Annotated in this window: 27 protein-coding genes; 20 read left to right on the top strand and 7 right to left on the bottom strand. The window is 63.0% G+C overall.

Going from position 1 to position 26,279, the window contains the following annotated elements; translation table 11 throughout:
- The first annotated feature begins 143 nt into the window (after positions 1-143).
- From AUR04nite_RS07445 to AUR04nite_RS07435, 3 genes are read left to right on the top strand one after another with little or no spacing between them, the layout of a single operon-like run.
- Positions 144-1,016, top strand: a complete 873-nt coding sequence (locus AUR04nite_RS07445) for a shikimate dehydrogenase (RefSeq protein ID WP_141363512.1) — start codon at positions 144-146, stop codon at positions 1,014-1,016.
- 3 nt (positions 1,017-1,019) lie between these two features.
- Complete coding sequence (locus tag AUR04nite_RS07440) at positions 1,020-2,864, top strand: bifunctional sugar phosphate isomerase/epimerase/4-hydroxyphenylpyruvate dioxygenase family protein (protein WP_141363510.1); 1,845 nt, start codon at positions 1,020-1,022, stop codon at positions 2,862-2,864.
- Between the two features lie 20 nt (positions 2,865-2,884).
- Positions 2,885-3,655 (top strand): IclR family transcriptional regulator domain-containing protein, encoded by a 771-nt coding sequence (locus tag AUR04nite_RS07435; RefSeq protein WP_141363508.1) that lies wholly within the window; start codon positions 2,885-2,887, stop codon positions 3,653-3,655.
- 67 nt (positions 3,656-3,722) lie between these two features.
- On the opposite strand, the gene AUR04nite_RS17885 is transcribed toward AUR04nite_RS07435, so the two are convergent.
- Positions 3,723-3,875, bottom strand: a complete 153-nt coding sequence (locus tag AUR04nite_RS17885; protein ID WP_170184132.1) for a hypothetical protein — start codon at positions 3,873-3,875, stop codon at positions 3,723-3,725.
- A 313-nt stretch (positions 3,876-4,188) separates the two neighbouring features.
- Here AUR04nite_RS17885 and AUR04nite_RS07430 point away from each other — a divergent pair, with 313 nt between their 5' ends.
- The 3 genes from AUR04nite_RS07430 to AUR04nite_RS07420 are packed head-to-tail and all read left to right on the top strand — an operon-like array spanning position 4,189 to position 8,142.
- Positions 4,189-5,736: a Re/Si-specific NAD(P)(+) transhydrogenase subunit alpha gene (locus AUR04nite_RS07430; RefSeq protein ID WP_141363506.1), complete on the top strand. Its 1,548-nt coding sequence runs from the start codon at positions 4,189-4,191 to the stop codon at positions 5,734-5,736.
- A gap of 49 nt (positions 5,737-5,785) precedes the next feature.
- Positions 5,786-7,186: a Re/Si-specific NAD(P)(+) transhydrogenase subunit beta gene (pntB, locus tag AUR04nite_RS07425; RefSeq protein ID WP_141363504.1), complete on the top strand. Its 1,401-nt coding sequence runs from the start codon at positions 5,786-5,788 to the stop codon at positions 7,184-7,186.
- A 23-nt stretch (positions 7,187-7,209) separates the two neighbouring features.
- Positions 7,210-8,142 (top strand): DMT family transporter, encoded by a 933-nt coding sequence (locus AUR04nite_RS07420; protein ID WP_141363502.1) that lies wholly within the window; start codon positions 7,210-7,212, stop codon positions 8,140-8,142.
- Here AUR04nite_RS07420 and AUR04nite_RS07415 read toward each other — a convergent pair.
- The 3 genes from AUR04nite_RS07415 to AUR04nite_RS07405 all read right to left on the bottom strand — a co-directional run bounded on the left by AUR04nite_RS07415 (position 8,110) and on the right by AUR04nite_RS07405 (position 10,660).
- Positions 8,110-9,333, bottom strand: coding sequence for an aminotransferase-like domain-containing protein (locus AUR04nite_RS07415; RefSeq protein WP_141363500.1), 1,224 nt, complete (start codon positions 9,331-9,333; stop codon positions 8,110-8,112). The two genes, AUR04nite_RS07420 and AUR04nite_RS07415, sit on opposite strands and share 33 nt — an antisense overlap.
- Before the next feature lie 92 nt (positions 9,334-9,425).
- Positions 9,426-10,208: a hypothetical protein gene (locus tag AUR04nite_RS07410; RefSeq protein ID WP_141363498.1), complete on the bottom strand. Its 783-nt coding sequence runs from the start codon at positions 10,206-10,208 to the stop codon at positions 9,426-9,428.
- 41 nt (positions 10,209-10,249) lie between these two features.
- Complete coding sequence (locus tag AUR04nite_RS07405; RefSeq protein ID WP_141363496.1) at positions 10,250-10,660, bottom strand: helix-turn-helix domain-containing protein; 411 nt, start codon at positions 10,658-10,660, stop codon at positions 10,250-10,252.
- Between the two features lie 364 nt (positions 10,661-11,024).
- Between AUR04nite_RS07405 and AUR04nite_RS07400 the strand changes: the two genes are divergently transcribed.
- From AUR04nite_RS07400 to AUR04nite_RS07350, 12 genes are all read left to right on the top strand, one after another.
- Positions 11,025-12,194: an NAD(P)-dependent malic enzyme gene (locus tag AUR04nite_RS07400; protein ID WP_141363494.1), complete on the top strand. Its 1,170-nt coding sequence runs from the start codon at positions 11,025-11,027 to the stop codon at positions 12,192-12,194.
- Positions 12,195-12,415: 221 nt separating this feature from the next.
- A complete protein-coding gene (locus AUR04nite_RS07395) occupies positions 12,416-12,775 on the top strand; it encodes a DUF4262 domain-containing protein (RefSeq protein ID WP_141363492.1) in 360 nt (119 codons plus the stop codon).
- Between the two features lie 32 nt (positions 12,776-12,807).
- Positions 12,808-13,227, top strand: a complete 420-nt coding sequence (locus AUR04nite_RS07390; RefSeq protein WP_170184131.1) for a DUF4262 domain-containing protein — start codon at positions 12,808-12,810, stop codon at positions 13,225-13,227.
- Between the two features lie 207 nt (positions 13,228-13,434).
- Entirely contained in the window at positions 13,435-13,584 is a 150-nt protein-coding gene (locus AUR04nite_RS17880; RefSeq protein WP_170184130.1) for a hypothetical protein, read from the top strand.
- A 439-nt stretch (positions 13,585-14,023) separates the two neighbouring features.
- Positions 14,024-14,683 (top strand): GntR family transcriptional regulator, encoded by a 660-nt coding sequence (locus AUR04nite_RS07385; RefSeq protein ID WP_141363488.1) that lies wholly within the window; start codon positions 14,024-14,026, stop codon positions 14,681-14,683.
- A 309-nt stretch (positions 14,684-14,992) separates the two neighbouring features.
- Positions 14,993-15,991 (top strand): ABC transporter permease, encoded by a 999-nt coding sequence (locus AUR04nite_RS07380; RefSeq protein ID WP_141363486.1) that lies wholly within the window; start codon positions 14,993-14,995, stop codon positions 15,989-15,991.
- Between the two features lie 52 nt (positions 15,992-16,043).
- Positions 16,044-17,765 (top strand): ABC transporter substrate-binding protein, encoded by a 1,722-nt coding sequence (locus tag AUR04nite_RS07375; protein ID WP_141363484.1) that lies wholly within the window; start codon positions 16,044-16,046, stop codon positions 17,763-17,765.
- Positions 17,766-17,776: 11 nt separating this feature from the next.
- The gene (locus AUR04nite_RS07370; protein ID WP_141363482.1) at positions 17,777-18,778 is read left to right on the top strand and encodes an ABC transporter permease; all 1,002 of its coding nucleotides are present in this window, start codon (positions 17,777-17,779) and stop codon (positions 18,776-18,778) included.
- On the top strand, positions 18,779-19,792 hold the full coding sequence (locus AUR04nite_RS07365; RefSeq protein WP_141363480.1) for an ABC transporter ATP-binding protein: 1,014 nt from the start codon (positions 18,779-18,781) through the stop codon (positions 19,790-19,792).
- Positions 19,789-20,784: an ABC transporter ATP-binding protein gene (locus AUR04nite_RS07360; protein WP_141363478.1), complete on the top strand. Its 996-nt coding sequence runs from the start codon at positions 19,789-19,791 to the stop codon at positions 20,782-20,784. The genes AUR04nite_RS07365 and AUR04nite_RS07360 overlap by 4 nt, the downstream gene beginning before the upstream one ends.
- A 48-nt stretch (positions 20,785-20,832) precedes the next feature.
- Positions 20,833-22,056, top strand: coding sequence for an amidohydrolase family protein (locus AUR04nite_RS07355; protein WP_141363476.1), 1,224 nt, complete (start codon positions 20,833-20,835; stop codon positions 22,054-22,056).
- A 141-nt stretch (positions 22,057-22,197) separates the two neighbouring features.
- The gene (locus tag AUR04nite_RS07350) at positions 22,198-22,608 is read left to right on the top strand and encodes a helix-turn-helix domain-containing protein (protein WP_141363474.1); all 411 of its coding nucleotides are present in this window, start codon (positions 22,198-22,200) and stop codon (positions 22,606-22,608) included.
- Between the two features lie 8 nt (positions 22,609-22,616).
- Here AUR04nite_RS07350 and AUR04nite_RS07345 read toward each other — a convergent pair whose 3' ends face one another.
- On the bottom strand, positions 22,617-23,123 hold the full coding sequence (locus AUR04nite_RS07345; RefSeq protein WP_218024651.1) for a hypothetical protein: 507 nt from the start codon (positions 23,121-23,123) through the stop codon (positions 22,617-22,619).
- Positions 23,124-23,323: 200 nt separating this feature from the next.
- On the opposite strand from AUR04nite_RS07345, the gene AUR04nite_RS07340 reads away from it, so the two are divergent.
- Positions 23,324-23,608, top strand: coding sequence for a putative quinol monooxygenase (locus AUR04nite_RS07340; RefSeq protein ID WP_141363472.1), 285 nt, complete (start codon positions 23,324-23,326; stop codon positions 23,606-23,608).
- 204 nt (positions 23,609-23,812) lie between these two features.
- Positions 23,813-24,853 carry a tryptophan--tRNA ligase gene (trpS, locus tag AUR04nite_RS07335; RefSeq protein WP_141363470.1) on the top strand — a complete coding sequence of 347 codons (1,041 nt, stop codon included), beginning with the start codon at positions 23,813-23,815 and terminating at the stop codon, positions 24,851-24,853.
- On the opposite strand, the gene AUR04nite_RS07330 is transcribed toward trpS, so the two are convergent.
- A complete protein-coding gene (locus tag AUR04nite_RS07330; RefSeq protein WP_141363468.1) occupies positions 24,850-25,215 on the bottom strand; it encodes a hypothetical protein in 366 nt (121 codons plus the stop codon). The genes trpS and AUR04nite_RS07330 overlap by 4 nt on opposite strands.
- 4 nt (positions 25,216-25,219) lie before the next feature.
- Positions 25,220-26,269, bottom strand: a complete 1,050-nt coding sequence (locus AUR04nite_RS07325) for an amidohydrolase family protein (protein WP_141363466.1) — start codon at positions 26,267-26,269, stop codon at positions 25,220-25,222.
- Between the last annotated feature and the right edge of the window lie 10 nt (positions 26,270-26,279).

Here is a 26,279-nt window from a genome sequence, read left to right as displayed (position 1 = left end):
GAGGCGAAGACCTTGGGTCGAATTCCTAAATGTTCGCTATGCGACCACTTGTTCGGAATGTGTTCATGGGTTTACAGTAGATCTAAATCACATTGAGGGCAATACCCAATGTGCCGGTGATGACAGAATGCGGGGAAAAAATCATGAGTACAACAGCGCAGTCCTTCCTGGTGGGACTCATCGGAGACGGCATCACCGTCTCGCTCACACCGCCCATGCATGAGCAGGAAGCCGACGCGCAGAACCTGCGCTACCTTTACCGGCCCATCGACCTCACGGTGCTCGGGCGCAGGGCAGAAGACGTCGGCGAGCTGCTGCGCGCCGGGGCGGATCTCGGCTTCAACGCATTCAACATCACCCATCCCTGCAAGCAGCTGGTCATTGAACACCTAGACGAGATCTCGCCCAACGCCCGCGATATCGGCGCGGTGAACACCGTGGTGATCAAGGACGGGAAGTTCCACGGCTATAACACCGACGCCTCCGGCTTTGCCCGCGGCTTCGCCCAGGGCCTGCCCGGCGCCAAGCAGGACACGGTGCTGCAGCTGGGCGCCGGCGGCGCCGGATCGGCAGTGGCCTACGCCCTGTTGAACTCCGGAACCACCACGCTCTACCTGGTGGACCCGGACGCCGAACGCGCCGCGGCCCGCGCCGCCGAATTGCAGAGGCTCTTCGCCCAGGCGCAGGTCATCGCGGCCAGCCCGGACCAGGTGCCGCAGCTGCTGCCCCAGGTGGACGGGGTGCTCAACGCGACGCCGATCGGCATGTTCAATCACCCGGGCACCCCCTTCGACACCTCCCTGCTCGAAGCCCGCCACTGGGTTTCGGACTGCATCTACCGCCCGGTGGACACCGAGCTGATCATCGCGGCCCGACAGCGCGGCTGCCGGGTGCTGGACGGCGGACATATGGCGGTGGGCCAGGCGGTGGACGCCTTTGAAATCTTCACCGGGATCAAGCCGGATGCGGCGCGTATGCGCGCCCACCTGCTGGAAATGCTTGAGAAGGGGCTGTAGGCCATGCGCACCTCCATCGCCACCGTCTGCCTCTCGGGCAGCCTTGAAGAAAAAATGTACGCCTGCGCCAGGGCGGGATTCGACGGCATCGAGATCTTCGAACAGGACCTGCTGGTCAGCCAGATGTCTCCCGAGGAAGTCAGGGCGCTGGCGGCCCGGCTGGGCCTGAGCCTTGATTTGTTCCAGCCCTTCCGCGACTTCGAAGGCGTGGACGAGGACACCCTGAAGGAAAACCTGCGCAGGGCCGAGGCCAAGTTCCAGCTCATGCAGCGACTGGGCATGGACCTGATCCTGCTGTGTTCCAATGTCGCCACCGCCACGATCAACGACGACGAGCTGTTCGCCGCCCAGATCCGCCAGCTGGCAGACCTCGCGGCGAAGTACGAAGTGCGCATCGCCTACGAAGCGCTGGCCTGGGGCAAATACGTGAACACCTACCAGCACTCCTGGAAGATCGCCCAGGCAGTGGACCGGCCAAATGTTGGCATCTGCATCGACAGCTTCCACATCCTCTCGCGCGGGGACGACCCGGCGCAGATTGCGCAGATCCCGGGGGAGAAAATCTTCTTCGTCCAGCTGGCCGACGCCCCGGTGCTGAGCATGGACGTGCTCTCCTGGTCCCGGCACTACCGGGTGTTCCCCGGCCAGGGAGGCTTCAAGCTCGACGAGTTCCTGGGCTGCCTGGCGCGCAGCGGCTATGCGGGGATCATCTCCCTGGAAATCTTCAACGACGTGTTCCGCCAGTCAAATGTGCAGCGCACCGCGGTGGATGGCCTGCGCTCGCTGATCTGGCTGCAGTCACAGACCGCGGCGCTGCTTGAAGCGGAGGGAATCAGCAGCCACCTTGAGCTGCATGCGCTGCCCGGGCGCCAACAGGCGGCGGGCTTCGACTTCACCGAAATTCGCACCGAGGACCCCGAACCGGTGGCCCGCCTGCTGGTCCAGCTGGGCTTTGAATTCTGCGGCCAGCACCGCCGCAAGCCGGTGCAGCTCTTCCGCAGCAACGACGCCCGCATTGTGCTCAACTCCCAGCGCAGCTCCGGCATCGAAGCAGAGGTCTGCGGGTTCGGCGTGCGCATGCCCCAGGCCGGCGAAGCGGCCGAGCGCGCCCAGGCGCTGCTGGCGCCCGAGGTTCCGCGGCTGCACCTTGACAGCGAGGCTGACCTGCCGGGGTTCAGGGCACCGGATGACACCGAAATCTTCTTCAGCGCCGATAAGTCCGGCTGGGACCTGGAATTCGGCGGCGAGCCGCTCGCCGCCGCGGAACGGGAGCCGGGAGCCGTCACCGGCATCGACCACATCAACCTGGCCCAGCCCTGGCAGTCCTTCGACGAGTCGGTGCTCTTCTACACCAGCGTGCTGAACCTGCACGCGCTGCCAGGCACCGAGGTGCCAAGCCCCAGGGGGCTGGTCCGCTCCCAGGTGCTGGCCACCGATGACGCTGGCGTGCGCCTTGCGCTGAACATCGTCCCGGCGGGCCTTGCCACGCTGCTTGACCGGCAGCACGAGTACCCCGAGCACATTGCCGTGGGCACCGATGACATCATTGCGCTGGCGCGCCGCGCGCTGGCCGCCGGCATGGAATTCCTGCCCATCCCGGCGAACTATTATGAGGACCTGGCCGCGCGCTTCGACCTGGACCCGGCACTGCTGACTGCGCTGCAGGAGCTGAACCTGCTCTATGACCGCGACGGCCGTGGCGAATTCCTGCATTTTTACACCCAGCGCGTAGGAAACATGTTTTTTGAAGTGGTTGAACGCCGCACTGGCTACGATGGTTACGGGGCTCCGAACGCCCCCATCCGGCTGGCGGCGCAGTTCGAGCGCAGCCGCTGGAATTCACACTAGGGACCCAAGGAGAACGCAGCGTGACCGAGCGGGCCGACTACTTTGTTAAATCCACGGCAAAGACCCTCGACGTGCTGCTCGCGTTCAACGGTGGCAACCCAGAAATGACGGTCTCCCAGGTGGCGGCGGCCACCGACCAGACCCGCGCCTCGGCCCGCCGCTTCCTGCTCACGCTCACCGACCTGGGCTACTTGGAAGCCAACGGCGGCAACTTCCGGCTCACCGCCCGGGTGCTGGATTTGGGAGCCTCCTACCTCTCAGGGCTGACCCTGCCCAAGGCCGCCACCGTGCATCTGGAATCGCTGGCCCGCGAGCTGGGGGAGACCGCCGCGCTGTGCGTGCTGGAAGGCCAGGACATTCTCTATGTGGAGCGGGTGTCCTCGCCGCGGCTGCACTCGATGAACGTGGCCATCGGCAACCGGCTGCCGGCCTGGGTGACCTCCATGGGCCGGGTGCTCATCGCCGCGCTGAGCCCCCAAGAGCAGGAAGACTTCCTGCAGGACTCGGACCTGCGTCAATACACCGAGCACACCCTGGCTGATCTGCCGGCGCTGAAGGCCGAACTGCAGAAGGTCGCCGACCAGGGCTGGTGTCTGGTCAACCAGGAGCTGGACGAGGGGCTGCGCGGGCTGGCGGTCCCGGTCTACCGCGGGGACCAGCTGCTCGGTGCGCTGAACATCTCGGTGCAGCGCGAACGGGCCGATGCGCAGAACATCTCCGAGGTGCTGCTGCCGCGCCTGCAGCAGGCGGCCCGAGACATCGCCGACGACTTCGGCGGCAGGCTGGCCTAGGACGGGACATGCCCGCGGACTAGGTGAAGTCCACGGGCATGTCTTGGTTGCTTGCTGCGGCCGGCGCTTAGCCTGCTGCCGCTTCATAGGCGTCGGCTGACCCGAACCACGGCCACGCCGCCGAGTCCTGGGCGCCAGCGTTCAAGGACTCCGCGGGGGATGAGAATCCCTTCATTCCGTTGGAGTTCCAAGTGGTCAAATCGTCAATTAAATTACGCATTTCCCCTCCTCATTGAGTGGATAAGGCGGCCAGTTGCGGGCCGGAATAATTGGCAGATATCAAGAGAACTTCCTGATGTTCAACTGATATACCAATGATGGTGACATGCGCTCGTGCCGTCGCGCAAGAGATTTCCTGCAGAATTTTCCCCCGCGTCCACAGGGTGGAATTGTCTGGCAAATTTCTTGCTGATCCCTAGATGAATCCCCGCGCTTTGGTTATAGTGCTTCTCATATATCAATGGCATATCAGCCAAAATGGAGCATGGACTGCACAGCACTGAGCTTGGTGCAATGACTGAAAGCGAGCCGACTTGACTCGAATTGGAATCGTGGCGGAACAGCAGCCGGAGACGCGCGTGGCCGCAACTCCAGCTACCGTGCGGCAGCTGACAGCCCTGGGCTATGAAGTTCTCGTGGAATCCGGTGCAGGGAGCGCTTCGGCCTTCTCTGATGAAGCCTACGCCCAAGCCGGTGCGCAGCTGGGCGGCACACGCAGAACCTGGGCCAGCGACGTGGTGCTGAAAATCAATGAACCCACCGACGCAGAGATCGAGCTGCTGGCGCCCGACGCCACGCTGATCGCCCAGCTGGGCCCGGCACTGCACCCCGAGCTGGTGGATAAGCTCGCCCACAAGCCCATCACCGCCCTGGCGCTGGACGCGGTGCCGCGCATTTCGCGCGCCCAGTCGATGGACGTGCTCAGCTCCATGGCAAATATCGCCGGCTACCGCGCAGTGATTGAAGCCGCCCACGAGTTCGGCCGCTTCTTCACCGGACAGGTCACCGCCGCCGGCAAGGTGCCCCCGGCCAAGGTCCTTGTTGCGGGCGCCGGCGTGGCGGGCCTGGCAGCCATCGGCGCGGCCAGCAGCCTCGGCGCGGTAGTCAGGGCCACCGACCCGCGGCCCGAGGTCGCCGACCAGGTGAAGTCCATCGGCGGGGAATACCTCAAGGTCGAGGTCGAGGAAGCCATGAACTCCTCGGACGGCTATGCCAAGGCCACCAGCGAGGCCTACAACCAGCGCGCCGCCGAAATCTACACGGAGCAGGCCGCCGAGGTGGACATCATCATCACCACCGCGCTGATTCCAGGGCGCACTGCGCCCCGGCTGATCACCGCAGCAGACATCGCGCTGATGAAGGCCGGCAGCGTCATTGTCGACATGGCCGCCGGACAGGGAGGCAATGTCGAAGGATCGGTGGCCGGCGAGCGCATTGTCACCGAGAACGGTGTGGTCATCCTCGGCTACACCGACCTGCCGGGCAGGCTGCCGGCCCAGGCATCGCAGCTGTACGGCACGAACATCCTCAACCTGCTCAAGCTGCTGACGCCGAACAAGGACGGGGTGCTGAGCCTCGACTTCGAGGACGTGGTGCAGCGTTCGGTCACCGTGGTTAGGCGCGGGGAACTGACCTGGCCGCCGCCACCCGTGCAGGTCTCGGCCCCGGCCGCCAAGGAGGCGCAGCCGGCCGCGCCGGCAGAAACAACCCAGGAGCCGAAGAAATTCGGAGCCGGTGCCAAGGTGCTGGCTTTCATCGCTGGCATGGCGCTGCTGTTCCTGGTCAACGCCGCCGCCCCGGCCCCGCTGTCCCAGCACTTCACCGTGCTGATCTTGTCGGTGGTCATCGGCTTCTACGTGATCGGCAAGGTCAAGCATGCGCTGCATACGCCGCTGATGTCGGTGACCAACGCGATCTCCGGCATCATTGTGGTCGGCGCGATCGTGCAGATCACCTCCGGCAGCCTGGCAGTGCAGCTGCTGGCCGCAGGTGCGGTGCTGCTGGCGGCAGTCAATATCTTCGGCGGCTTCGCCGTCACCCGCCGCATGCTGGCAATGTTCTCCCGCGGGAGCGGCTCCTGATGACCCAGCGCACGCCATTTTCTTTCGATCTTCCCAAGGGAGCCCACCTGTGAGTCCTGAATCCATCACCGGCGCCGCCTACATCACCGCCGGGCTGCTCTTCATCCTCAGCCTCGCCGGGCTGAGCCGGCACGAAACCGCTAAGCGCGGCGTCGCCTACGGCATCGCCGGCATGGCGCTGTCCTTGGGCGCCACGATCGTGCTCAGCTTCAGCGGGGCCCAGCCCGGTCCGCAGCTGCGCACCGGCATGATCCTGCTGGTGCTCGCGGTGCTGATCGGCGGGGCCGTCGGCCTGTGGCGCGCCCGCGTGGTGGAGATGACCGGCATGCCCGAGCTGATCGCCCTGCTGCACAGTTTCGTGGGACTAGCCGCCGTGCTGGTGGGCTGGAACGGGCATCTGGAGCACCCCGTCCTGTCGGGACAGCTGGAAACGATCCACCGGGCGGAGGTGTTCATCGGCATCTTCATCGGCGGGGTGACCTTCACCGGCTCGATCGTCGCCTTCCTGAAGCTCTCCGGGCGGATCAAGTCCAAGGCGCTGGTGCTGCCCGGGAAGAATGCCATCAACCTGGGGGCCATCGCGCTCTTCGCGGTGCTCACGGTGCTCTACGTGAACACCACCGAACTGTGGATGCTGGCGGCGGCCACGGGGCTGTCCTTCGCCCTGGGCTGGCATCTGGTGGCATCCATCGGCGGCGGAGACATGCCGGTGGTCGTCTCGATGCTCAACAGCTACTCCGGCTGGGCGGCCGCCGCGGCCGGCTTCCTGCTGAACAACGACCTGCTGATCATCACCGGCGCGCTGGTGGGCTCCTCCGGCGCCTACCTGTCATACATCATGTGCAAGGCGATGAACCGCTCGTTCTTCTCCGTGATCGCCGGAGGCTTCGGCATCGAGGCGGCCTCGAAGAGCGATGAAGACTACGGCGAGCACCGTGAGATCTCCGCGGAGCAGACCGCGCAGCTGCTCTCGGAAGCGGACAGCGTGGTGATCACCCCGGGCTACGGCATGGCGGTGGCCCAGGCGCAGTACCCGGTGGCCGAGCTTGCCGGAAGGTTGGCGGCCAAGGGGGTCAAGGTGCGCTTCGGCATCCACCCGGTGGCAGGGCGCCTGCCCGGGCACATGAACGTGCTGCTGGCCGAGGCCAAGGTGCCCTATGACATCGTCTTCGAAATGGACGAGGTCAACGACGAGCTGTCCGAGACCACGGTGGTGCTGGTGATCGGCGCGAATGACACGGTGAACCCGGCCGCGGCCGAGGATCCGGGCAGCCCGATCGCCGGCATGCCGGTGCTGCGGGTGTGGGAGGCGAAGAACGTGGTGGTCTTTAAGCGCTCCATGGCCAGCGGCTATGCCGGGGTGCAGAACCCGCTGTTCTTCAGGGAGAATTCGCAGATGCTCTTCGGCGACGCAAAAGAGCGGGTGGAAGACATCCTTCGGACGCTGTGAGTCCAGCAGGTAGCGTTTAACCCATGCGTTTTTCTTCGGTGAACCGGCGCGGCGCACTGGCCGCCTACGGGCTGCTCAGCGCCATCTGGGGAACCAACTTCCTGTTCATGCAGGCGGCCGCCCCGTACATCAGTGCGGGGCAGACCGCGCTGCTGCGGCTGGTGTTCGGGGCCGTGCCGATCATCATCTTCGCCGCAGCCACCGGTTCCTTCTCCGTGCGGCACCTGCGTTTTGCCCACCGCTTCATTCCACAGGCGATCCTGGGCGCAGGGCTGTACTACTTCGCCTATGCCACCGGCACCTTCATGCTGGACAGCGGAATCGCCGGGGCGCTGAGCGGCTCGATCCCGCTGTTCGCCGCCATCGGCGCGGTGCTGGTCTTCCGCACCGAGAAGCTGACGGCGCCCAAGACGGCCGGCCTGCTGCTCGGCGCGGCGGGCGTGGTGGTCATCGCGCAGCCGTGGAACGCTGCGAGCATCGATGCCGCCGGGGTGCTGTGGATGCTGCTCGGCTCGGCCAGCCTGGGGCTGTCCTATGGCTATGCCAGGCGGTTCATCACGCCGCTGGGCATCCCGGCGGCGGCCGCGGCCTCCTACCAGACGGTGCTCGCAGCCATCGGTCTGGCGCTGTTCACCGATCTGGAGGGCATCACCAACATCGCCCGGGACCCGGGCGCCCTGGCCTCGGTGGTGCTGGGCCTGGGCGTCATGGGCACCGGCGTGGTGTTCGTGCTCTACTACATCATCGTCGCCTCGCTGGGCGCGGTGACCGCCTCCACCGCCAGCTACATTCCGCCGGTGTTCGCCATGGGGATCGGCATCGTCTTCCTGGGCGAAGACTTCGATGCCGCCGCGCTGGCAGGGGTGGCGCTGATCCTAGGCGCCGCGGCGATCATGCAGATCGCGCAGCGCCGCAGCGAGCTGTCAGGACGCGAGGGCCTGCTGCAAAAGCAGTGACAGGCGGCGCACGCCCTCGGTGATGGTGTCCTCGTCCACCGAGCAGAACGCCAGGCGCAGCTTGTTGCTCGCCTCGCCGCTCGGGCTGAAGGCTGCTCCCGGAATGAAGATCACTCCCGCCTTCACGCCTTCCTGCAGCAGCTCATAGGTGTCGATGCCCTCCGGCAGGGTCAGCCAGATGAAAAAGCCGCCGGCCGGGTGGGTGTGGGTGATGCCCGCTGGCAGGTATTTGGCCAGCGCTGCCAGCATTGCGTCACGGCGCGAGCGGTAGAGCTCGTTGTATTTGGCGACCTGCCCCTTCCAGTCGTGCTCTTCGAGGTAGCTGCTGATGATCATCTGGTTCAGGGTCGGCGGGCACAGCGCCACCGCCTCGCCTGCCAGGTAGAAGCGGCGGAACAGGTGGGTGGGCACCGCGGCCCAGCCAATGCGCAGGCCAGGGGCGAAGATCTTGGAGAAGGAGCCCATGTAGATGACGTTTTCTGCGTCAAGGCTGCGCAGGGTCGGGGCGGCCTCGCCCTCGTAGCGCAGCATGCCATAGGGGTTGTCCTCGAGGATCAGGATGCCTTCCTCGCGGCAGATGTCTACGATCTCCTGGCGGCGCTCGGCGGCCAGGGTGATGCCCGAGGGGTTGTTGAAGTTCGGGATGGTGTAGAGGAACTTGATGCGCTCGCCGGCAGCGCGCAGCTCGGCGATGCGCTCGCGCAGCGCAGCGGGGATCAGGCCGTTCTCGTCGGTGCCCACCGGGCGGGCGGTGACCTGGTAGGCCTCGAAGGTGTTCAGCGCGCCCACATAGGTGGGGTCTTCGCACAATACGGTGTCGCCCGGGTCGCAGAATACCTTACAGGCCATGTCCTGGGCCGACTGCGAGCCGTTGGTGACCACCACATCGTCAAAGCCGACGTTCGTGATGCCCTCGGCGGCCATGACCTCCAGGATCTGTGCGCGCAGCTCTTCGGTGCCCAGTCCCGAACCGTACTGCAGCGCCACCGGGCCCTGCTCCACGATGATGCGCTGGGCGATCTGGCCGATCTTTTCCAGCGGCAGCAGCTGCAGGTAGGGGTTGCCGCCGGCCAAGGACACCAGCGAAGGATCCAGCGACAGCTCGAACACGTCGCGCACCGCCGACTGCTTGATTCCCGCGGCCCGTTCGGAGAAAAGCGCCTCGTGCGTCTTTGCCTGCTCTGCTGTCATGTGTACTCCTTGGACGGGCTGCCGCAGCGGCCTGAAAGTTTACTAATAATCTACTTTTGTATTCCAGCAGGAAGAACACGGAATGGCAAGAGTCAGGCGAGCAGCGAGGGCTTTTGCATCAGCTCAGCTTGGGCTGCATGGCACCTGCGCTGCGCGCCGGCAATAGTCTTGGCTAGCCTGCTGTCTGCCGCGAAGCAGCGGCGGGAGATGTCTGCCAGCACATCCAAGCTCGCCGCTGCCGCATCGTGGCGATCGGCGGCGGCGAAGGATTCCATGGCGCGGTTGGCCTGGGCCGCCAACTGCAGGGCAGAGTCCGCGGCGCCAGTGTCCCGCGAGCCGCTGGGGGCGTAGCGCTGCTCGTTGACCCGCAGCTGTATTTTCTGGGCCTGCAGCTGCAGGCCGCCGTAATTTCGGATGATGCGACGCCGGATGATGTTGTTCGGCCACGGCGCCAGTAGGGCCAAAACTACAGCGATGGCGACTGGCGCGGTGAATCTTCCGGCCCCCAGCCACCAGGCAAGCCATGCGGCGCCGGCCCCGGCGCCGATGATCCCCACAGCTGCCAGCAGGGCCAGTGGCACGCCGTGCTTGGGCGGCGCCATGGGCAGCACCCGCGGATAGCTGGCATTGATGGCCGCCAGCTGGGCGGCGACCTCGGCCGGATCTGGCAGGCCCAGCTGGTTGGGGGTCGTCGCATGCTCTGCCTCCCAGACGCGCCTGGCTCGGTGTTCCAGGAACACTCGAAGCAGCTGCCATCCTGCCAGCAGGGGCAGCGCGGCGGCGAAGAAGATTAGGACCAAGCTGGAGAACGGAACCCAGCCGTTCTGGAACATGCCGTAGCAGCCCATCCAGGCCAGCAACAAGTAGGCGGGCATGCGGATGAGCAAACGGTCCCACCAGGGGACGGTCCGCGGCCTCATTCCTGGTCGGCTGAAGGCACCGGGTGGGAGGCGGCGCGCGAATCCAGCCATGCCTGGATGGAGCTTGGCTTGATGCGTCGGTGGGTGCCGCGGTACTCGACCTGGATGATCCCTGCATCGGCGAGTTTGCGCAGGTAGGTGTTGGAAATTCCTGCCATCTGCGCCGCCTGCGAGGTGTTCAGCAGCAGCTCCGGGGTTCCGATGCTCACCGACTCTCCGGCGGCGAAGCGATTGAGGACCTCTATCAGGGCTTCATGCGCGTTAACAGGCAGTTGTAGTGCCGTTCCGTTGACAAATACTGTAGTGTCACTTGAATCTTCCAAGGCACGACGCAGGCGTGCTGTGGTTTTCTCATCGAGCGCTTCAAAGGTTCGCAGATTACCCAGCGCAGAGGTTCCAGAAGCCATAGAACTCATTCTGCCTCAGAACCTGACGGCTCGCACGATGAGCCGCCAATTGTCGAATATGACGAGATTGCGACAAAAAGTTCTTGCCTAATGATCATTATTTATCGTATCGTGGAAATTCAAGGGTCTAAAGAAAGTATTGACCACGCCATCTTCCGGCACACCATGTCGGGCTGCTCGGCCTTACCAGGCGGAACCCGCGAGGAATTGTGCACATGGATGCCTTGGCCTGCCTTAAGTGCGCGGGACCAAGCTCTATTGCGGTCGGATGAATGGTCTTATTGCCTGTCCCTTCGCTATGCCACAAGTTTCGTGGGTACTCGTTATTCGTCATATAGAACTTTCTTGAAAGAAGAGTTATTCAATGTCCGTTGAATCCACCAATGACCTGTCAACCATCACCGATGAAGAGATCTTCAACGCCCACCTGGGTGGCAAGCTGACCATCGGCTCGAAGATGCCGCTGTCCACCAAGCGCGATCTGTCCATCGCCTACACTCCGGGTGTTGCCAAGGTTTCGCAGGCAATCGCCGACGATCCAGCCAAGCACGAAACCCACACCTGGACCGGCCGCCTGGTTGCAGTCGTCTCCGACGGCACCGCAGTCCTGGGCCTGGGCAACATCGGCCCAGCCGCCTCCCTGCCGGTCATGGAAGGCAAGGCCGCGCTGTTCAAGCAGTACGCCGACCTGAACTCCATCCCGCTGGTTCTGAACACCACCGATGTCGACGAGATCGTTGAGACCATCGTCCGCCTGAGCCCAAGCTTCGGCGCAGTGAACCTGGAAGACATCTCCGCACCACGCTGCTTCGAGATCGAGCGCCGCCTCATCGAAGCACTGGACATGCCGGTCATGCACGATGACCAGCACGGCACCGCAGTGGTGACCCTGGCAGCCCTGATCGGCGCAGCCCGCCAGACCAAGCGCGACATCAGCTCGCTGAAGGTCGTCGTCTCCGGCGCCGGCTCCGCAGGCGTTGCAGTGACCAACCTGCTGCTCTCGGCAGGCGTTGCCGACGTAATCGTTCTTGACTCCCGCGGCACCATCAACCGCCAGCGCGACGACCTGAACGAGATCAAGGCAGAACTGGCTTCCCGCACCAACCGCGATGACGTCATCGGCGGCCTGGCCGAGGCACTGGAAGGCGCAGACGTCGTCGTCGGCCTGTCCTCCTCGCAGTTCCCTGAGGAAGCAGTTGCCAAGATGAACGACAACGCGATCATCTTCGCTCTGTCGAACCCAACCCCGGAGATCATGCCGGATGTCGCCGCCAAGTACGCTGCAGTTGTAGCTACCGGCCGCAGCGACTTCCCTAACCAGATCAACAACGTTCTGGCATTCCCAGGCATCTTCCGCGGTGCGCTGGATGCGGGCGCCAAGAAGATCACCGAGGCAATGAAGGTTGCAGCCGCCCACGCCATCGCCGACCTGGTGGGCGATGACCTGGCAGCTGACTACATCATCCCTTCGGCTATCGACGAGCGCGTCATGCCAGCCGTGGCGGCAGCTGTGGCCGCAGCTTCGGCTGAGTAAGTCACTGAAAGTTCTTCTCGCACAGAGAAGGATCTTCCGGGTGTAGTTGGAGAGCTCCCCGGGCGCACAGGGCGTCGTGCCGGATCAAACGATCCGGTGCGGCGCCCTGTGCTGTTCTGCAGGGAATTTTGCCGGTTGTCCACAACCTGCAGCCTCTGCGCTCCACGCAGCTGGCCTTGAACGAACACTTGAACTACCCCAAGAGAAATGGAGTAGTTCCCATGAGCTCACAACAACAACCGGAAGTCGAGCCCGAAGCCGAGCCTGCCGCGGTAGTGGTCGTCATCCTGAGATATGAAGCGGACGACGGCGAAGGCAGCGTCGCCTGCACCTACGGGATGGGGCATTACGACCATCCCGAGCTGGCGATCATCTCGCATGGCGATGAGGTGGCAGGCGAGGTGCTGTCGGATGCTGTGGATCTGGTCGCCGAAGGCTGCCGCTTTGACGAGGAGCCCTGCTACGGCGTGGCTGATGACCCGGTGTACTTCGACGAGGAGATCGATCCTGTCACCGGGGATGAAGTGTTGGACGCGCTCTACCCGCGAGGCACGCGCATGCTCCTAGCCCACATCTATTAGGGCGGTAGGACATGTGCGACCAATGCAATGGCATGAGCCGAAAAGAAGTGCAGGAACGGACCGACGGGTGGATCAAGAAATATGGGCGCGCGGTGGTGTTTGTGGAACCGGGGCCTCGTACCCAGTCCTATGGCTACACCGTGGGATTGACCAAGGCCGGCCATCCAGAATTCCTGGTTCGAGGGCTGGATTTCAAGGACACCTGCCAGATGCTCAACGGATTTGCCGACAGCGTGCTGGTGGGCCACGAGCGTTTCGGACAAGGCCACACCTCGCGGTGGAAAGACGGCCGGCTGCTATTTTTCAGCGTGCTGTCCGGCCGGCTTGATGCGATAGTGCGCGATGCCTTCGATCGCTACTCGGGCAGGACGCGCGTACTTGAAATCAACTTCGTGGGCAATGATCCCGACTCGCAATGTCCCATGGAGATCCTGAACGCCTGGCGAAACTAGCCGCCAGCGGTGCAGCGTAATAAGTCCCAGCATGACGCTGCAAGCGGCACTGGATCCGGGATGGCAGGCATTTATGAACTTCTGCGTCGAAACAACGCTGATCGCGCCGCCGTATATCGGCATATGTCCTATGGCGTGGATTCCTGCGGCGCCTACCCATAAGACTGGGGGAGTGAACAAGATTCCCAGGCTGCGAGGAGTGCGGTGATGACTGAGCCGACGCTGTGCGAACGTCCGGCCTGCGCGGACGTTGCGCAGACCTATGATTTTCTACCTGCCTCGGCCCGTCGGGGGCTTCACTGCACCTGCCTAGTTCTGCTGGGGCTTCTCGCGGCGGGCGTGCTTCTGCTTGGCTAGCGCTGAGAATTACGGCACTATGGGATGCAAAGGTATACCGAAGTTGTTCCGTGGGAGGATTCCTCGCCTCTAACTCGTGTAATGAGTTGGGTTTGATAAACAAGGCTCCCGTGGAAAACCTCTACTACAGGCCCTTAATGGTCTTGAGAATGCGATTGAATGACAGCGAGTATTGGCGGTTGAAGTAATACTCGATCAACTTTCAAAAATACCTATCTTTGGAATACCAAAAAGGATAGGGTGTGAGGACATCCCGCGGTTCCGCCCTGATGTGCTGAACTGTTGCAGCTCCTGGGAGCCTGCCGCATACGGTCGCCACGCTCACCGAGGCTGGCAAAGCATCAGGACGGGCGTCCTGGCGGTAGCGGATGTTTATCAATTCTTATTGCGGCGAATTCTGCCGCCCATCGCATTCTCAAATTCAGCAGGAGGTTTTAAGGTGTCCGAAAAGCAAGATTTTGAACCGGAGGCGGTTCGGGTTGCAGAGCAGCTGCGTTCTGCCATTATTGACGGCCTGAAGCTTCCTGGGTCGAAGTTGATCGAGCGTGAAGTAGCTGCAGAGCTGGGTGTGAGCCGACTTCCTGTGCGCGAGGCGCTCAAGGTGCTGATCTCCGAGGGGCTAGTGCTACAGCGTCCGCGCAGCTGCGCGACGGTCAGGGAGTTTAAGGCTGCTGACATCGCCGATGTGATTGAGGTGCGCGTGGCCTTGGAGCTGATGACATTCAAGCTCGCGGCCCAGCGGTACACGCGCCAGTCGCTGAGCGACTTGAGAGAAGTGCTGGATGAGGAAATCGACAGCGCACGCAGCGGCGATGCAGTAGTCTCGCGTCGTGCGGGGGCGAGATTCCACGATCTGGTCAATTCTATGGCGGGCAATGAACTACTCTGCGAGCTGCACAGGTCGCTGGGAGGGCGCATGCGATGGCTGATGGCCCAGCATGACGACCTCATGCAGATGGCTCTGGAACACGAGCGCCTCTATGAGGCAATCGCCGCCCGTGATGCGGCGGCCATGGACGAATTGATTCCCGAGCACCTGGAAACTAGTCGCGCCAGCGCCAACGCCCGGCAGGCCAAAGTGGCCGTTGGCGCACACTAGCGTCGCTCGGAATTTTTCTCGGAGCAAGACCTGCCCCTGTGCCCGCCTCTCAGGCGGCGAGGGGCGGGTCTTTTCTCTTGCCCGCACTCGCGGGATACCGCAAGTCTGACTTTCATCCCTAATGTGAATATGAAGCAATTGTTTGGTATCCGAAATTTTGCTTTAGTTAATCGCTTGATCTCGCGATTTGATCTGAATATTTTAAGATTCTTGCCAACTCTTCTATTTTTGGTATTCCAAGATGGCGCTTTTTGGTATACGGTTTCTTCTGTTACTTAGATCACTCACTAGCACTAGGGGGACCGGCCAATGACCGCAACGGCCTCGAAACCTTCGGAACAGGCTAAGGCGAAGCCCGTAGCCACCGGGCGCTCACTGCTGGCCACGGCATGGATGCGCATCCGCAAAAGTCCTGTGGCAATGGTCAGCTTGGCCATCGTGGTGGGCATGGTGCTCTTCGCGATCCTCGCCCCGGTCTTGGTAGGGATTGAAGGACAAGACCCGAACACCACCAACACCTCGCCCGAGGTGCTGGATAACTTCTACACCCCTGGCCTGCCGCTTCCGTACTACATGTACCCCAGCGCAGAGCACTGGCTGGGCGTCGAGCCTGGCCTGGGCCGCGACCTGTTCGCACGCCTCGCCTATGGCGCCCAGGTGTCGCTGATCATTGCGCTGCTCTCCACCCTGGTCTCCGTCGTCCTTGGCACCGTGCTCGGGGCCGCTGCAGGCTACTTCGGCGGCAAGATCGACATGGTCATCAGCCGCATCATGGACTTGTTCCTGGCCTTCCCGCACCTGCTGCTGGTGTTGTCCATCGCACCGATCCTGCAGTCCCGACTCTCGGGCACCGCATTGGCCCGAGGCTCCTTCGTCCCGATCGCCTCGCTGGTGATCGTGCTTGGATTCTTCGGCTGGGCCTATCTGGCCCGCGTGGTTCGAGGCCAGGTGCTTTCGATCCGCGAGCAGGAATACATCGATGCGGCCAAGTCCTTCGGCACGAAGAACTGGTCGATGATCATCAAGCAGGTCATCCCGAACGTCACCGGCGTGGTGCTGGTGTACGCGACGATGATGATCCCAACCAATATCACCGCCGAAGCGGCGCTGTCCTTCCTGGGCGTCGGTGTCAAGGATCCAACCCCTTCCTGGGGACAGATGCTCAACGCAGCGCAGGCAGGCAACTGGTACCTGCAGGATCCATGGTTCCTGGCGGTGCCGAGCATCGCGCTGATCCTGACGGTGCTGGCCTTCAACTTGCTGGGCGACGCCCTGCGAGACGCGTTGGATCCCAAGTCCTCGCGCTAGTCTCAAGCTTTTTCCTTTCACCACTCGCAGTAGAAGATCCTTAGGAGGACTCATGAATTCGCGAGCTACAAAACTGCTGTCCGTTGCAGCAGTCGCAGCCCTGGCACTCACCGGCTGCGCCGGCGGTTCCAAGGCACCACAGGGTGGGCAGGACGGCGCACAGGCCGATCCATATGCTCCAGTGATCGTGCAGTCCGGCTTCGCCGAGAAGGGCGGCAACGTCAACGTACTGATGTCGGCCGACTTCGCGACCCTGGATCCAGGCAACTCGAACTACGTGCAGACCGCCAACGTCGGCCAGCTGTACTACCGCACCCTGACCATGGCCAAGGAAACTGCCGGCCAGCCTCCTAAGATCGTTCCGGATCTGGCCACCGACACCGGCAAGGTCTCCAAGGACGGCAAGACCTGGACCTACACCCTGAAGGACGGGCTGAAGTTCGAGGACGGCACCCCGATCACCTCCAAGGACATCAAGTACGGCGTGGAGCGCACCTATGCCCGCGACGTCTACACCCAGGCACCGCAGGAGCTGAACTCGGCACTGACCGACGACGGCTACAAGGGCCCGTACTCGGATGATGATCTGGAAGCCATCGAGACCCCGGACGACAAGACCATTGTCTTCCACCTCAAGCAGCCTTTCGCTGAATTCCCTGCACTGGTTTCCCGCTCCAACACCGCACCGGTGCCGGAGAAGAAGGACACCAAGCTGGACTACACCAACCACCCGGTGTCCTCCGGCCCGTACAAGGTCAAGAGCTACGACCGCGGACGCGAACTGGTCCTCGAACGCAACGAGAACTGGGACCCGGCCACCGATCCTAACCGTTCGGCCCTGCCTGACACCTTCACCTTCAGCCTCTCCAGCTCGCAGGCGACCATTTCGCAGAAGCTGATCTCTGACGCCGATCCGAACGCCATCACCCTGGATTCCAACGGCGCGATGCAGGCATCGGATACCGCCAGCCTGAACGATGCGAAGGTCAAAGCCCGCACCGCCAGTGGCTTCCTGGGCTGCATCGACGTGATTGACTTGAACACCGAAACCATCAAGGACCCGGATGTTCGCAAGGCCATCGCCCTGGCGATGGACCGCGAAGCCATCCAGGTGCAGTACGGCGGAGCCCGCTTCGGCCAGCTGGTCACCAGCCAGTTGACCCCGCAGATGGTGGGAGTCACCGAGCAGAAGACCGACCTGTCGGCCGACGGCAAGCCAAAGCTGGAAGAAGCCAAGGCGCTGCTGGAAGGCAAGGACGTCCCGAAGAATCTGGTCTACGGCTACGCGAACTCCACCGAGCGCTACAAGAACGTGGGCACCGTGCTGCAGCAGAACCTGAAGGAACTGGGCATCGAGCTGGAACTGCGCCCGATTCCTGCAGCGAACTACTACTCCACCCTGGCCGGCAAGGAAATGCCTGACATCGCCCGCTCCGGCTGGTGCGGCGGCGCCGACTCCTCCTCGGCACGCATGACCGTTGATCCGAACCTCGGCCCATCGCTGGATGGCAAGACCTACGGATTCAGCAACATCCCACGCTTCTACGACAAGGACCTGTCCAAGAAGATGTACGAGCTGCGCGGCGCCAACGGCACCCCTGAAGAGCTCGGCGCCAAGTGGTCCGAGATCTACAACGAAGTCATGGCAACCTACCCACTGGTGCCGACTATGCACAGCTACACCAACTCGGTGGTCGGATCCAACATCCGCAACGCCCAGGTTGGTTACTTCTTCGGCGCTATCGACCTGAGCACGGTCGGCGTCGCCAAGTAAGGAAAACACTCATGGTTAGTTTCCTCTTCCGCAGATTCGGCGCGATGCTCCTGTTGCTTCTCGTCGTCAGCTTCATTACCTTCACCCTCTTCCACTTCGGTCCGGCAGACCCCGCCTCGGCCGCCTGTGGACAGGAATGCACCCCGGACCGCGTCGAGCAGGCCCGCGTGGCACTGGGCTTGGACAAGCCGTTCTTCGTCCAGTACTTCGCCTTCCTGTCGGGCCTGGTCGGCCCGCGCATGCTCGGAGCCCCGGGCGCAGAGCAGATGTGCGCCTGGCCTTGCCTCGGCAAGAGCTTCCAGACCAACGAGAACGTCACGGACATGATCGCCAACGCGCTGCCGTACACCCTCTCGCTGGCCATCGGCGCGGTGCTCATGTGGACCATCGTGGGCGTAGGTTTTGGCTTGCTGGCTGCCATGCGGAAGGGGAAGCTGACCGACCGCTTCATCGTCGGAGCATCCTCCATCGGCGTCTCGCTGCCGATCCCGGTGACCGGCCTGGTGCTGCTGCTGGTCTTCGTCGGCACCCTGGGCTGGTTCCCCTTCACCACCAACCAGATCGTCTCTCCCTTCGGTGAGGCAGGATTCGGGGCGTGGGTGACCAACTACTTCCTGGCCTGGGTCGCGCTGGCGGTGCTGTTCTCCGCACAGTATGTGCGCATCACCCGCAACAACATGATCGAGACCTTCTCCGAGGACTTCATGCGCACCGCACGGGCCAAGGGCCTGTCCCGCCGCAAGATCGTCTTCAAGCACGGCGTGCGCGCCGGCATCACCCCGATCATCACCATGCTGGGCCTTGACCTCGGCGCCCTGCTGGGCGGCGCGGTGCTCACCGAGCAGATCTTCTCGGTGCCGGGTTTGGGCTTCACCGCAGTGAAGGCCGCCACCAGCGGCGACCTGCCGGTGACCATGGCGATCACCATGCTGGCTGCCTTCTTCATCATCTTCTTCAACGTCCTGGTAGACATTGCCTACGCCTTCATCGATCCGAGAGTCAAGGTGAACTAAATGGAACCGATGCTGTCGGTCAAGAACCTGACCGTAAAGTTCCCCACCGACGACGGAATGGTCGCCGCCCTGAACGGCATGGACCTGACCCTGAACCGCGGCGAGACCGTGGGCCTGGTCGGCGAATCCGGCTCCGGCAAGTCGGTGACCAGCCAGGCGATCATGGGCCTGTTCAAGGAATCCCGCGCGGTCATCGACGGCGAGATCACCTTCGAGGGCACCGACCTGCTGGCGCTGAGCGAAGACGCCATGCGCCCCTACCGCGGCAAGAAGATCGGCATGATCTTCCAGGATCCGCTCTCTGCAATGCACCCCTTCTACACCGTGGGCGCGCAGATCGCCGAGGCCTACCAGGTACACAACAAGGTCTCCAAGAAGGCCGCCCGCCAGGTGGCCATCGACATGCTCGGGCGTGTAGGCATCCCGGATCCCAAGCGCCGGGTGGACAACTACCCGCACGAATTCTCCGGCGGCATGCGCCAGCGCGCCATGATCGCCATGGCACTGGTCTGCGAACCGGAGCTGCTGATCGCCGACGAGCCGACCACCGCACTGGATGTCACCGTGCAGGCGCAGATCCTGGATTTGATCTCCGACCTGCAGGCCGAAACGAATTCAGCTGTCATCTTCGTGACCCACGACCTGGGCGTGGTGGCCCAGCTGTGCAAGCGCGTGGTGGTCATGTACGGCGGGCAGTGCGTGGAGCAGGCAAGCGTCCGCCAGATCTTCCAGCGCCCCTCCCACCCCTACACCCGAGGGCTCATGGCCTCCATGCCGCATCTGGCAGGGGACACCGACCGCCTCACCCCGATTCCCGGCTCGCCGCCGGCGCTGCTGGCCCTGCCCAAGGGCTGCATCTTCGCCGACCGCTGCGAGTTCGCGAAGATCGTGCCCGACGGCCGCTGCCTGAACATGCGACCGGAGCTGATCGTGGAAGACGACCACGCGGTGCGCTGCCACGGGCACGAACTGAAATTGATTGACGAGACAAGCCTGATCGGAGCCGGCTCATGAGCGCGCCACTCTTAGAGGTCACGAACCTGACCAAGCACTTCCCGATCAAGGGCTCGATGGGCCGCACCGTGGGAGCCGTCAAGGCTGTCGACGGGGTCAGCTTCACCCTTGAAAAGGGCACTACCCTGGGCCTGGTGGGCGAATCAGGCTGCGGCAAGTCCACCACCGGCAAGGTGCTCATGCGCCTGCTGGACCCGACCTCTGGAAGCATCAAGCTCGACGGGGAGGACATCACCGGGCTCAAAGGCAAGCAGCTGGACGGCTTCCGCCGCCGCGTGCAGATGGTCTTCCAAAATCCTGCCTCCTCGCTGAACCCGCGCCAGTCCATCGGCGCGGCCATCGCCTCGCCGCTGGTGGAGCAGCGCATCAAGGTCCCCGGCGGCATCAAGGCCAAGGTGGCCGACCTGATGGACCGCGTGGGCCTGCGCCCGGAGCATGCAAACCGCTTCCCGCACGAATTCTCCGGCGGTCAGCGCCAGCGCATCGGCATTGCCCGGGCGCTGGCCCTGGACCCGGATGTGGTGATCTGCGACGAGCCGGTCTCCGCGCTTGACGTGTCGGTGCAGGCCCAGGTGGTGAACCTGCTCAAGGACATCCAGGCAGACACCGGGGTCTCGTACATCTTCATCGCCCACGACTTGGCGGTGGTCAAGCACATGGCCGACGACGTCGCGGTGATGTACCTGGGCAAGATCATGGAGCAGGCCAACAAGCGCGAGCTCTTTGAGAACCCCCGCCACCCGTATACCCGGGCCCTGCTTTCGGCGGTGCCGAGCGTGGATCTGGACGCGGCGCTGACCGAGCGCATCCGCCTGGGCGGCGACCTGCCGTCCCCGAGCAATCCGCCCTCGGGCTGCGTCTTCCGCACCCGCTGCCCCGCCTACGAACTTCTGGACGAGGCAGGAAAGCAGCGCTGTTCCACCGAGGTCCCGGCCGGGGCCATGGCCTGCCACTTCCCCAACGCGCCGCTGGCAGCAACCGTCGGCGCCTAGGACTATTCTGTATACCAATACCGCATCCGCTATGGAAGGAAACACACAGTGCTGATCAGCAACGCCCGCCCCTGGGGCGGCAACGCCAGCGACATCACCATTGAGGGCGAGAAGATCACCGCCATCACCGCCCACGACCCATCGCGCCAACTGGAAGCCGGCGACGTGGACGGCCGCGGCCGCATCCTGATCCCATCCTTCTCCGACGTGCACGTGCACCTGGACTCCACCCGCATCGGCCTGCCGTTCCGCGAGCACACCGGCCGCCCGGGCGTCTGGGGCATGATGAGCAACGACCGCGAGAACTGGCGCAATGCAGAGATCGGACTGAACGAGCGCGTTGCCGGCACCCTGGAGCGCATGATCGCCCGCGGTACCACCCGCGTGCGCTCCTACGCCCAAGTGGACGTGGACTGCAAGCTGGAGAAGTACGAGGCAGTGGCCGCCGCCAAGGAGAAGTTCGCCAACGAGGCTGAAGTCCAGATCATGGTCTTCCCGCAGGCAGGCATCCTGCTGGAGCCGGGCACCGAAAAGTACCTGGAAGACGCGCTGAAGGCCGGCGCCGATGTCATGGGCGGCATCGACCCCTGCGAGCTGGACCGCGACCCGGTCCGCCACCTCGACGTGGTGTTCGGTCTGGCCGAAAAGTACCAGACCGAGATCGACATCCACCTGCACGAGCACGGCACCCAGGGCGTCTTCTCCGCTGACCTGATTGCCGAGCGCACCCGCGCGCTGGGCATGCAGGGCAAGGTCACCATCTCCCACGCCTACGAGCTGGGCAGCGTCAACGAGGCCACCAGCCGCCGCCTGATCGACACCTTTGCCGAGCTGGACATCGCGATGACCTCGGTGGCTCCGAGCACCTCCAACCACCTGTCCCTGGCCGCGCTGACCGAAGCCGGCGTGCGCTTCGGCCTGGGCGAAGACGGCCAGCGCGACTACTGGAGCCCCTATGGCAACTGCGATCTGCTGGACCGCACCTGGCAGCTGGCCTTCGTCAACGGCTTCCGCAAGGACGAGCTGATCGAGCACTGCCTGGCTGTTGCCACCATCGGCGGCGCGTCGATCATGAGCCCGGACGTGCCGCGTCTGGCTTCGGTGGCCGATCGTCCAGGCATTGCCGTGGGCGACCGCGCCGACCTGGTGCTGGTTGACGGCGAAACGGTTGTTTCAACCATCATGGACCGCGGCAGAGACCGCACCGTCATCCACGACGGCCGCGTTGTCGCCGACGGGCTGAAGGTTCTCTCTGTGGAGAACAGCTACTAGAAGTAGCGAATCAAGGCCAACGGCCGCCGGGTATGCGAGTCCCCGGCGGCCGTTTATTTTTATGGCTTCGGCATTCCTTGCCCAAAATCAGCTAAGTGTGTAACATTTATGTTACGCACTTAGCTGATTTTGGGAGTGGCAATGGAATCACCAAACACATTCTGGGAAGACTTGCGCAAGGATCTTGAAGACCCTGAGTTCCTCAGGGAATACATTGTGGAATCAGTCCGAATTGCGACTATTGACAGCATCGTGAATGAACTGGATGGTGCTCGTGTAGCGGCTGGTCTGAGCAAAGCGGACCTTGCACGGGCTATCAATGCGAATCCCGCCACCGTGCGCAGGCTTTTTTCCGGGACCGCCTCCAATCCAACACTAGGAACTCTTTCTGAAGTTGCCGCCGCGTTGGGAATGAAAGTTACTCTTGAGCCATTATCGAACTCCCAGCGTGAATGGATTTCTCGTCCATTGATTGATGGACATGCTGCAAATGCTAAAGAATTAGGCGAATGTTTGGATGCGTTTGGTCAAACTTCGTCAACTGCAGCGTAATTTCTGATTTATGTGATGTGGCGGGGATTATTCGCGAAATACTCATCGCCCAGTTTGCGGATCTGGGAGTACTCACTCTCTGACAAAACTGTTCTAAAAGGTTTGCTGCGACCGTCAATAACTACGAGAAGCGGCTTCGTCATTTCCAGGGCATCGTAGTCGAGTCTGCAGAAAAGACGATAGTGGCGCCTGCCCGGTCCGTCGACGCGAATCTCGAACCAGCCGACCATCTCGTCATGCATGGCTTCCAAATATCCACCGCCTGAGAATTTTTTGGGTGGGGCCGAAGCAACCGCAACAAGCACCGCACGCATTTTAGCTCGGACTGAAGGTGGACATGAGTTGAGAAAATCCCTGCCAGGTATGGACTCGGAAGGATCTTCGTTCATGTTTCGTTTGAAATAAACGATCAAATGTTCATCGTCGCTTGAAGACATGATCTTGATAGCTGGACTTGGGGCTTTTTCTCGTGGCCCCTTGCCAGCGCTTCGGCGCTGTCTTTTATCTGGGCTCATACAATCAGATCCTAGGTGAAAGTCAGATCGTTTAGCGTGGACTACGTCGTACTGTGGATAGGCGAACTTAACGCGGCGCCCGTAAAGTGGCCCCAACAGAGCACCGGATCTACTTCGCACTTCGAAGTGCCTTTCACTATACGAATAGTGGATAAAGTGGAGCACAAGTGGAGATGCAACGCGTAAGGACATGACCCGAAGTGACGAAGATTGAGCTCAGCGGCCGCTTGATATGTTCCACGAGCAGTCAGACGGATGCCGTGGCCGAGCATCTGGCCCTTCACACCGAACTGTCTCGGGCCGAAGAGGGGTGCATTGAATTCTTCGTCCGCCCGACATCTGATCCTTTGATATGGGAAGTCAGCGAGCTTTTCAGCGGGCAGGAAGCCTTCGACGCGCACCAGAGCAGGGTGCAATCCAGTGTGTGGGGGAGTGCCACGGCAGGCATTGAGCGCCAGTACAGCATTCGTGCTGTGGAGGATTAGCCGAACGGAAGCGGTTTGAGGATCTGCCGCATCCAGGAATATGATCTTGCCATGAACCCAATCCAGAACTGGTGGTGGCTGCAGTAGCGCAGCCGGGTTCTTTCATGTCCACGAGCTGTTTTCGGCTCGTGGGTTCTTGAGATTTTCATCTGCCTTTTCCCTTGTGGCGAGCCGTGGCGCTCCACATATTCAACGGGAATTTACATGCAGGCTTTTCTTTCCACCCAACAGCGCTCGACGCAGCTGGCCGACGCAATTGCCTCGGCTCCGCACAACTACCGCGTGCTCACCGGAGAGCGCCCGACCGGCGCCCTGCATTTGGGGCACTTCTTCGGCAGCATCATCGAGCGGGTGAAGCTGCAGCAGGCGGGCGTGGAGACTTTCATCGTGATTGCCGACTATCAGGTGATCACCGACCGTGATGCCATGGGCCAGGTGCGTGACCACGTGCATTCGGCAGTGCTCGACTACCTGGCCGCCGGGCTCGACCCGCAGAGCACGACGATCTTTGCCCACTCCATGGTGCCGGCGCTGAACCAGTTGATGTTGCCCTTCCTTTCGCTGGTCTCCGAGGCGGAGCTGCACCGCAACCCAACGGTCAAATCCGAGCTTGAAGCCAGCGGAAGGGCGCTGTCAGGCTTGCTGCTGACCTACCCGGTGCACCAGGCGGCAGACATCCTGTTCTGCAGGGGCAATGTGGTTCCCGTCGGCAAAGACAACCTGCCGCACGTGGAAATGACGCGGCTCATCGCGCGGCGCTTCAATGAACGCTATGGGCAAGTCTTCGAGGAGCCGCAGGCGTTGATCACGCAGTCGCCGCAGATTCCGGGCCTCGACGGCAGGAAGATGTCCAAGAGCTATTCCAACGCCATTGCCCTGGGCATGAGCGCCGACCAGACGGCCAAGCTCATCCGCGGCGCGCAGACCGATTCCGACCGCCGGATCAGCTTCGCCCCGGAGAATCGGCCCGGCGTTTCCGCCCTGCTGACCACCGCGGCGCTGTGCCTGGGCAGCGACGAGCAGACCTTGGCAGAGCAGCTGGGCGATGCCGGCAGCGGTGCGCTGAAGAAGCTTGCCACTGATGCTGTCAATGATTTTCTGGCAGGACACCGCGCCCGGCGGGCGCAGTTGGCCGCCCAGCCCGGCCTCGCCTCCGAGGTTCTGGCCCGCGGCGCGCTCACGGCCAACGAGCAAGCTGAAGCCACCTTGGAGCAGGTGCGTGCGACGATGGGCACGGTGTACTAGAACTCTTCGAGCATCGCCGCCATGTCTTCTAGGCCCGGCAGGCTGTAGCCGCGTTCTTCGTCCCAGTCCACGTCGACCTCGTCCAACGAGACCTCCCAATGGGCATCGGGCAGCGTGTGGCGCAGCTGCGTCAGCGCCGCAAGCCAGTGCAGCAGCGAAGGCGCCATTTCCGCCGGCTCCATGGAGATCTTCGTGGAGCCGTTGAGCACCTCGTCCGCGCGCTGGGTCGGATAGAAATACAGCGTCTCGTAGTCGAATTCGAACTCGTCGTTGTACGCCCTGGCGACGCTCATCAGCTGGTGGTGTTCGAGATCGGTCAGCGCCGCCGCGCGGGTGGCAGTGTAGTACAGGGAAGTCGACATGGACCTAGCTTAGGCGACCGTTCGCGGCGATCTGCACACCGCCCCGCACCACCTGGTAGGCGGCCGGACGGTCCACCACCAGCTGGGCGCGGTGCTCGGCCTCGAAGTAGGCGCCGTCGCCCTGCACTGGGTTCAGCACGCGGTCGATGCCCATCATCTTCGCTCCCTCGATGGTGGCGATGTCGAGGCAGCGTTCGAGCTGCTCATCGGTGATGGCGTTGGTGCGGTAGGCCAGCAGGTGGGCGCGGTCCATCATAGAGGCGGTGCCGAAGGGCGACCAGGCATCGCGCACGCCGTCGGTGCCCAGGTCCACGTTGACCCCGTGCTTGGCCAGCAGGTCAAGGTCAGGCACCGGGTCCGAGCCCAGGGCGCAGGTGGCGATCCAGATGCCGGCCTCGGCCACCGCATCCAAGGTGCGTTCCAGCTCGGCGCTCGGGGCGTCGGCCAGGGCGAAGGCGTGGCCGATGGTGACCTGGCCGTTCATGCCCAGCGCCTGGGTGCGGCGGGCGATCTCCTGGATTTCGCGGTAGCCCACCTCGCCGGTGTCATGCACGTGGATATCCGCGCGGCGGCCGTACTTTTCGGCCAGCCCAAACACCACGTCCAGGTGTCCGTGCAGATCCTGTTCCAGCCCCTCGGGGTCGATGCCGCCGACCAGCTGCGCACCCTCGCCCAGCGCCGCCTCCAGCAGGTCCACCGCGCCGGGGTTGCTCAGCAGGCCGAACTGCGGGAAGGCGACGATCTGGATGTCGATCATCTCTTTGTATTTTTCCGCCACCGCGGCCGCGCCGTGGATGTTCTTCAAGCCGATCTGCGGCCCGAAGTCCACGTGGGCGCGCATGGCGGTGACGCCGGAGGCGATGGCATCTTGAACCAGGGCGCCCATGCGGGTTTCGACGCTGTCGGCGTAGGCCAGCTGGGTTTCAAGGTCGTTGGAGATCAGGTCCTTGAGGCTGTGCGCCGGCTTGCGGTGCAGCCAGGTGCTGCCAAAGGAGGTCTTGTCCGGGTGGACGTGGGCGTTGACGAATCCGGGGACGATCAATGGCTGGGACATGGCTGCCTTT

This window comes from Glutamicibacter uratoxydans (genome assembly GCF_006539925.1).
GTDB lineage: Bacteria > Actinomycetota > Actinomycetes > Actinomycetales > Micrococcaceae > Glutamicibacter > Glutamicibacter uratoxydans.
Note: the sequence above shows the minus strand (reverse complement) of the source record. Positions and strands in the feature narration are given on the sequence as shown.

Bases quoted from the DNA above. Each gene is read 5' to 3' on its own strand.
- AUR04nite_RS07445 (WP_141363512.1), top strand. From the start codon at position 144: ATGAGTACAACAGCGCAGTCCTTCCTGGTGGGACTCATCGGAGACGGC.
- AUR04nite_RS07440 (WP_141363510.1), top strand. From the start codon at position 1,020: ATGCGCACCTCCATCGCCACCGTCTGCCTCTCGGGCAGCCTTGAAGAA.
- AUR04nite_RS17885 (WP_170184132.1), bottom strand. From the start codon at position 3,875: ATGCGTAATTTAATTGACGATTTGACCACTTGGAACTCCAACGGAATG.
- AUR04nite_RS07420 (WP_141363502.1), top strand. From the start codon at position 7,210: ATGCGTTTTTCTTCGGTGAACCGGCGCGGCGCACTGGCCGCCTACGGG.
- AUR04nite_RS07415 (WP_141363500.1), bottom strand. From the start codon at position 9,333: ATGACAGCAGAGCAGGCAAAGACGCACGAGGCGCTTTTCTCCGAACGG.
- AUR04nite_RS07410 (WP_141363498.1), bottom strand. From the start codon at position 10,208: ATGCCCGCCTACTTGTTGCTGGCCTGGATGGGCTGCTACGGCATGTTC.
- AUR04nite_RS07405 (WP_141363496.1), bottom strand. From the start codon at position 10,660: ATGGCTTCTGGAACCTCTGCGCTGGGTAATCTGCGAACCTTTGAAGCG.
- AUR04nite_RS07400 (WP_141363494.1), top strand. From the start codon at position 11,025: ATGTCCGTTGAATCCACCAATGACCTGTCAACCATCACCGATGAAGAG.
- AUR04nite_RS07395 (WP_141363492.1), top strand. From the start codon at position 12,416: ATGAGCTCACAACAACAACCGGAAGTCGAGCCCGAAGCCGAGCCTGCC.
- AUR04nite_RS07390 (WP_170184131.1), top strand. From the start codon at position 12,808: ATGAGCCGAAAAGAAGTGCAGGAACGGACCGACGGGTGGATCAAGAAA.
- AUR04nite_RS17880 (WP_170184130.1), top strand. From the start codon at position 13,435: ATGACTGAGCCGACGCTGTGCGAACGTCCGGCCTGCGCGGACGTTGCG.
- AUR04nite_RS07380 (WP_141363486.1), top strand. From the start codon at position 14,993: ATGACCGCAACGGCCTCGAAACCTTCGGAACAGGCTAAGGCGAAGCCC.
- AUR04nite_RS07375 (WP_141363484.1), top strand. From the start codon at position 16,044: ATGAATTCGCGAGCTACAAAACTGCTGTCCGTTGCAGCAGTCGCAGCC.
- AUR04nite_RS07370 (WP_141363482.1), top strand. From the start codon at position 17,777: ATGGTTAGTTTCCTCTTCCGCAGATTCGGCGCGATGCTCCTGTTGCTT.
- AUR04nite_RS07365 (WP_141363480.1), top strand. From the start codon at position 18,779: ATGGAACCGATGCTGTCGGTCAAGAACCTGACCGTAAAGTTCCCCACC.
- AUR04nite_RS07360 (WP_141363478.1), top strand. From the start codon at position 19,789: ATGAGCGCGCCACTCTTAGAGGTCACGAACCTGACCAAGCACTTCCCG.
- AUR04nite_RS07350 (WP_141363474.1), top strand. From the start codon at position 22,198: ATGGAATCACCAAACACATTCTGGGAAGACTTGCGCAAGGATCTTGAA.
- AUR04nite_RS07345 (WP_218024651.1), bottom strand. From the start codon at position 23,123: ATGAGCCCAGATAAAAGACAGCGCCGAAGCGCTGGCAAGGGGCCACGA.
- trpS (WP_141363470.1), top strand. From the start codon at position 23,813: ATGCAGGCTTTTCTTTCCACCCAACAGCGCTCGACGCAGCTGGCCGAC.
- AUR04nite_RS07330 (WP_141363468.1), bottom strand. From the start codon at position 25,215: ATGTCGACTTCCCTGTACTACACTGCCACCCGCGCGGCGGCGCTGACC.
- AUR04nite_RS07325 (WP_141363466.1), bottom strand. From the start codon at position 26,269: ATGTCCCAGCCATTGATCGTCCCCGGATTCGTCAACGCCCACGTCCAC.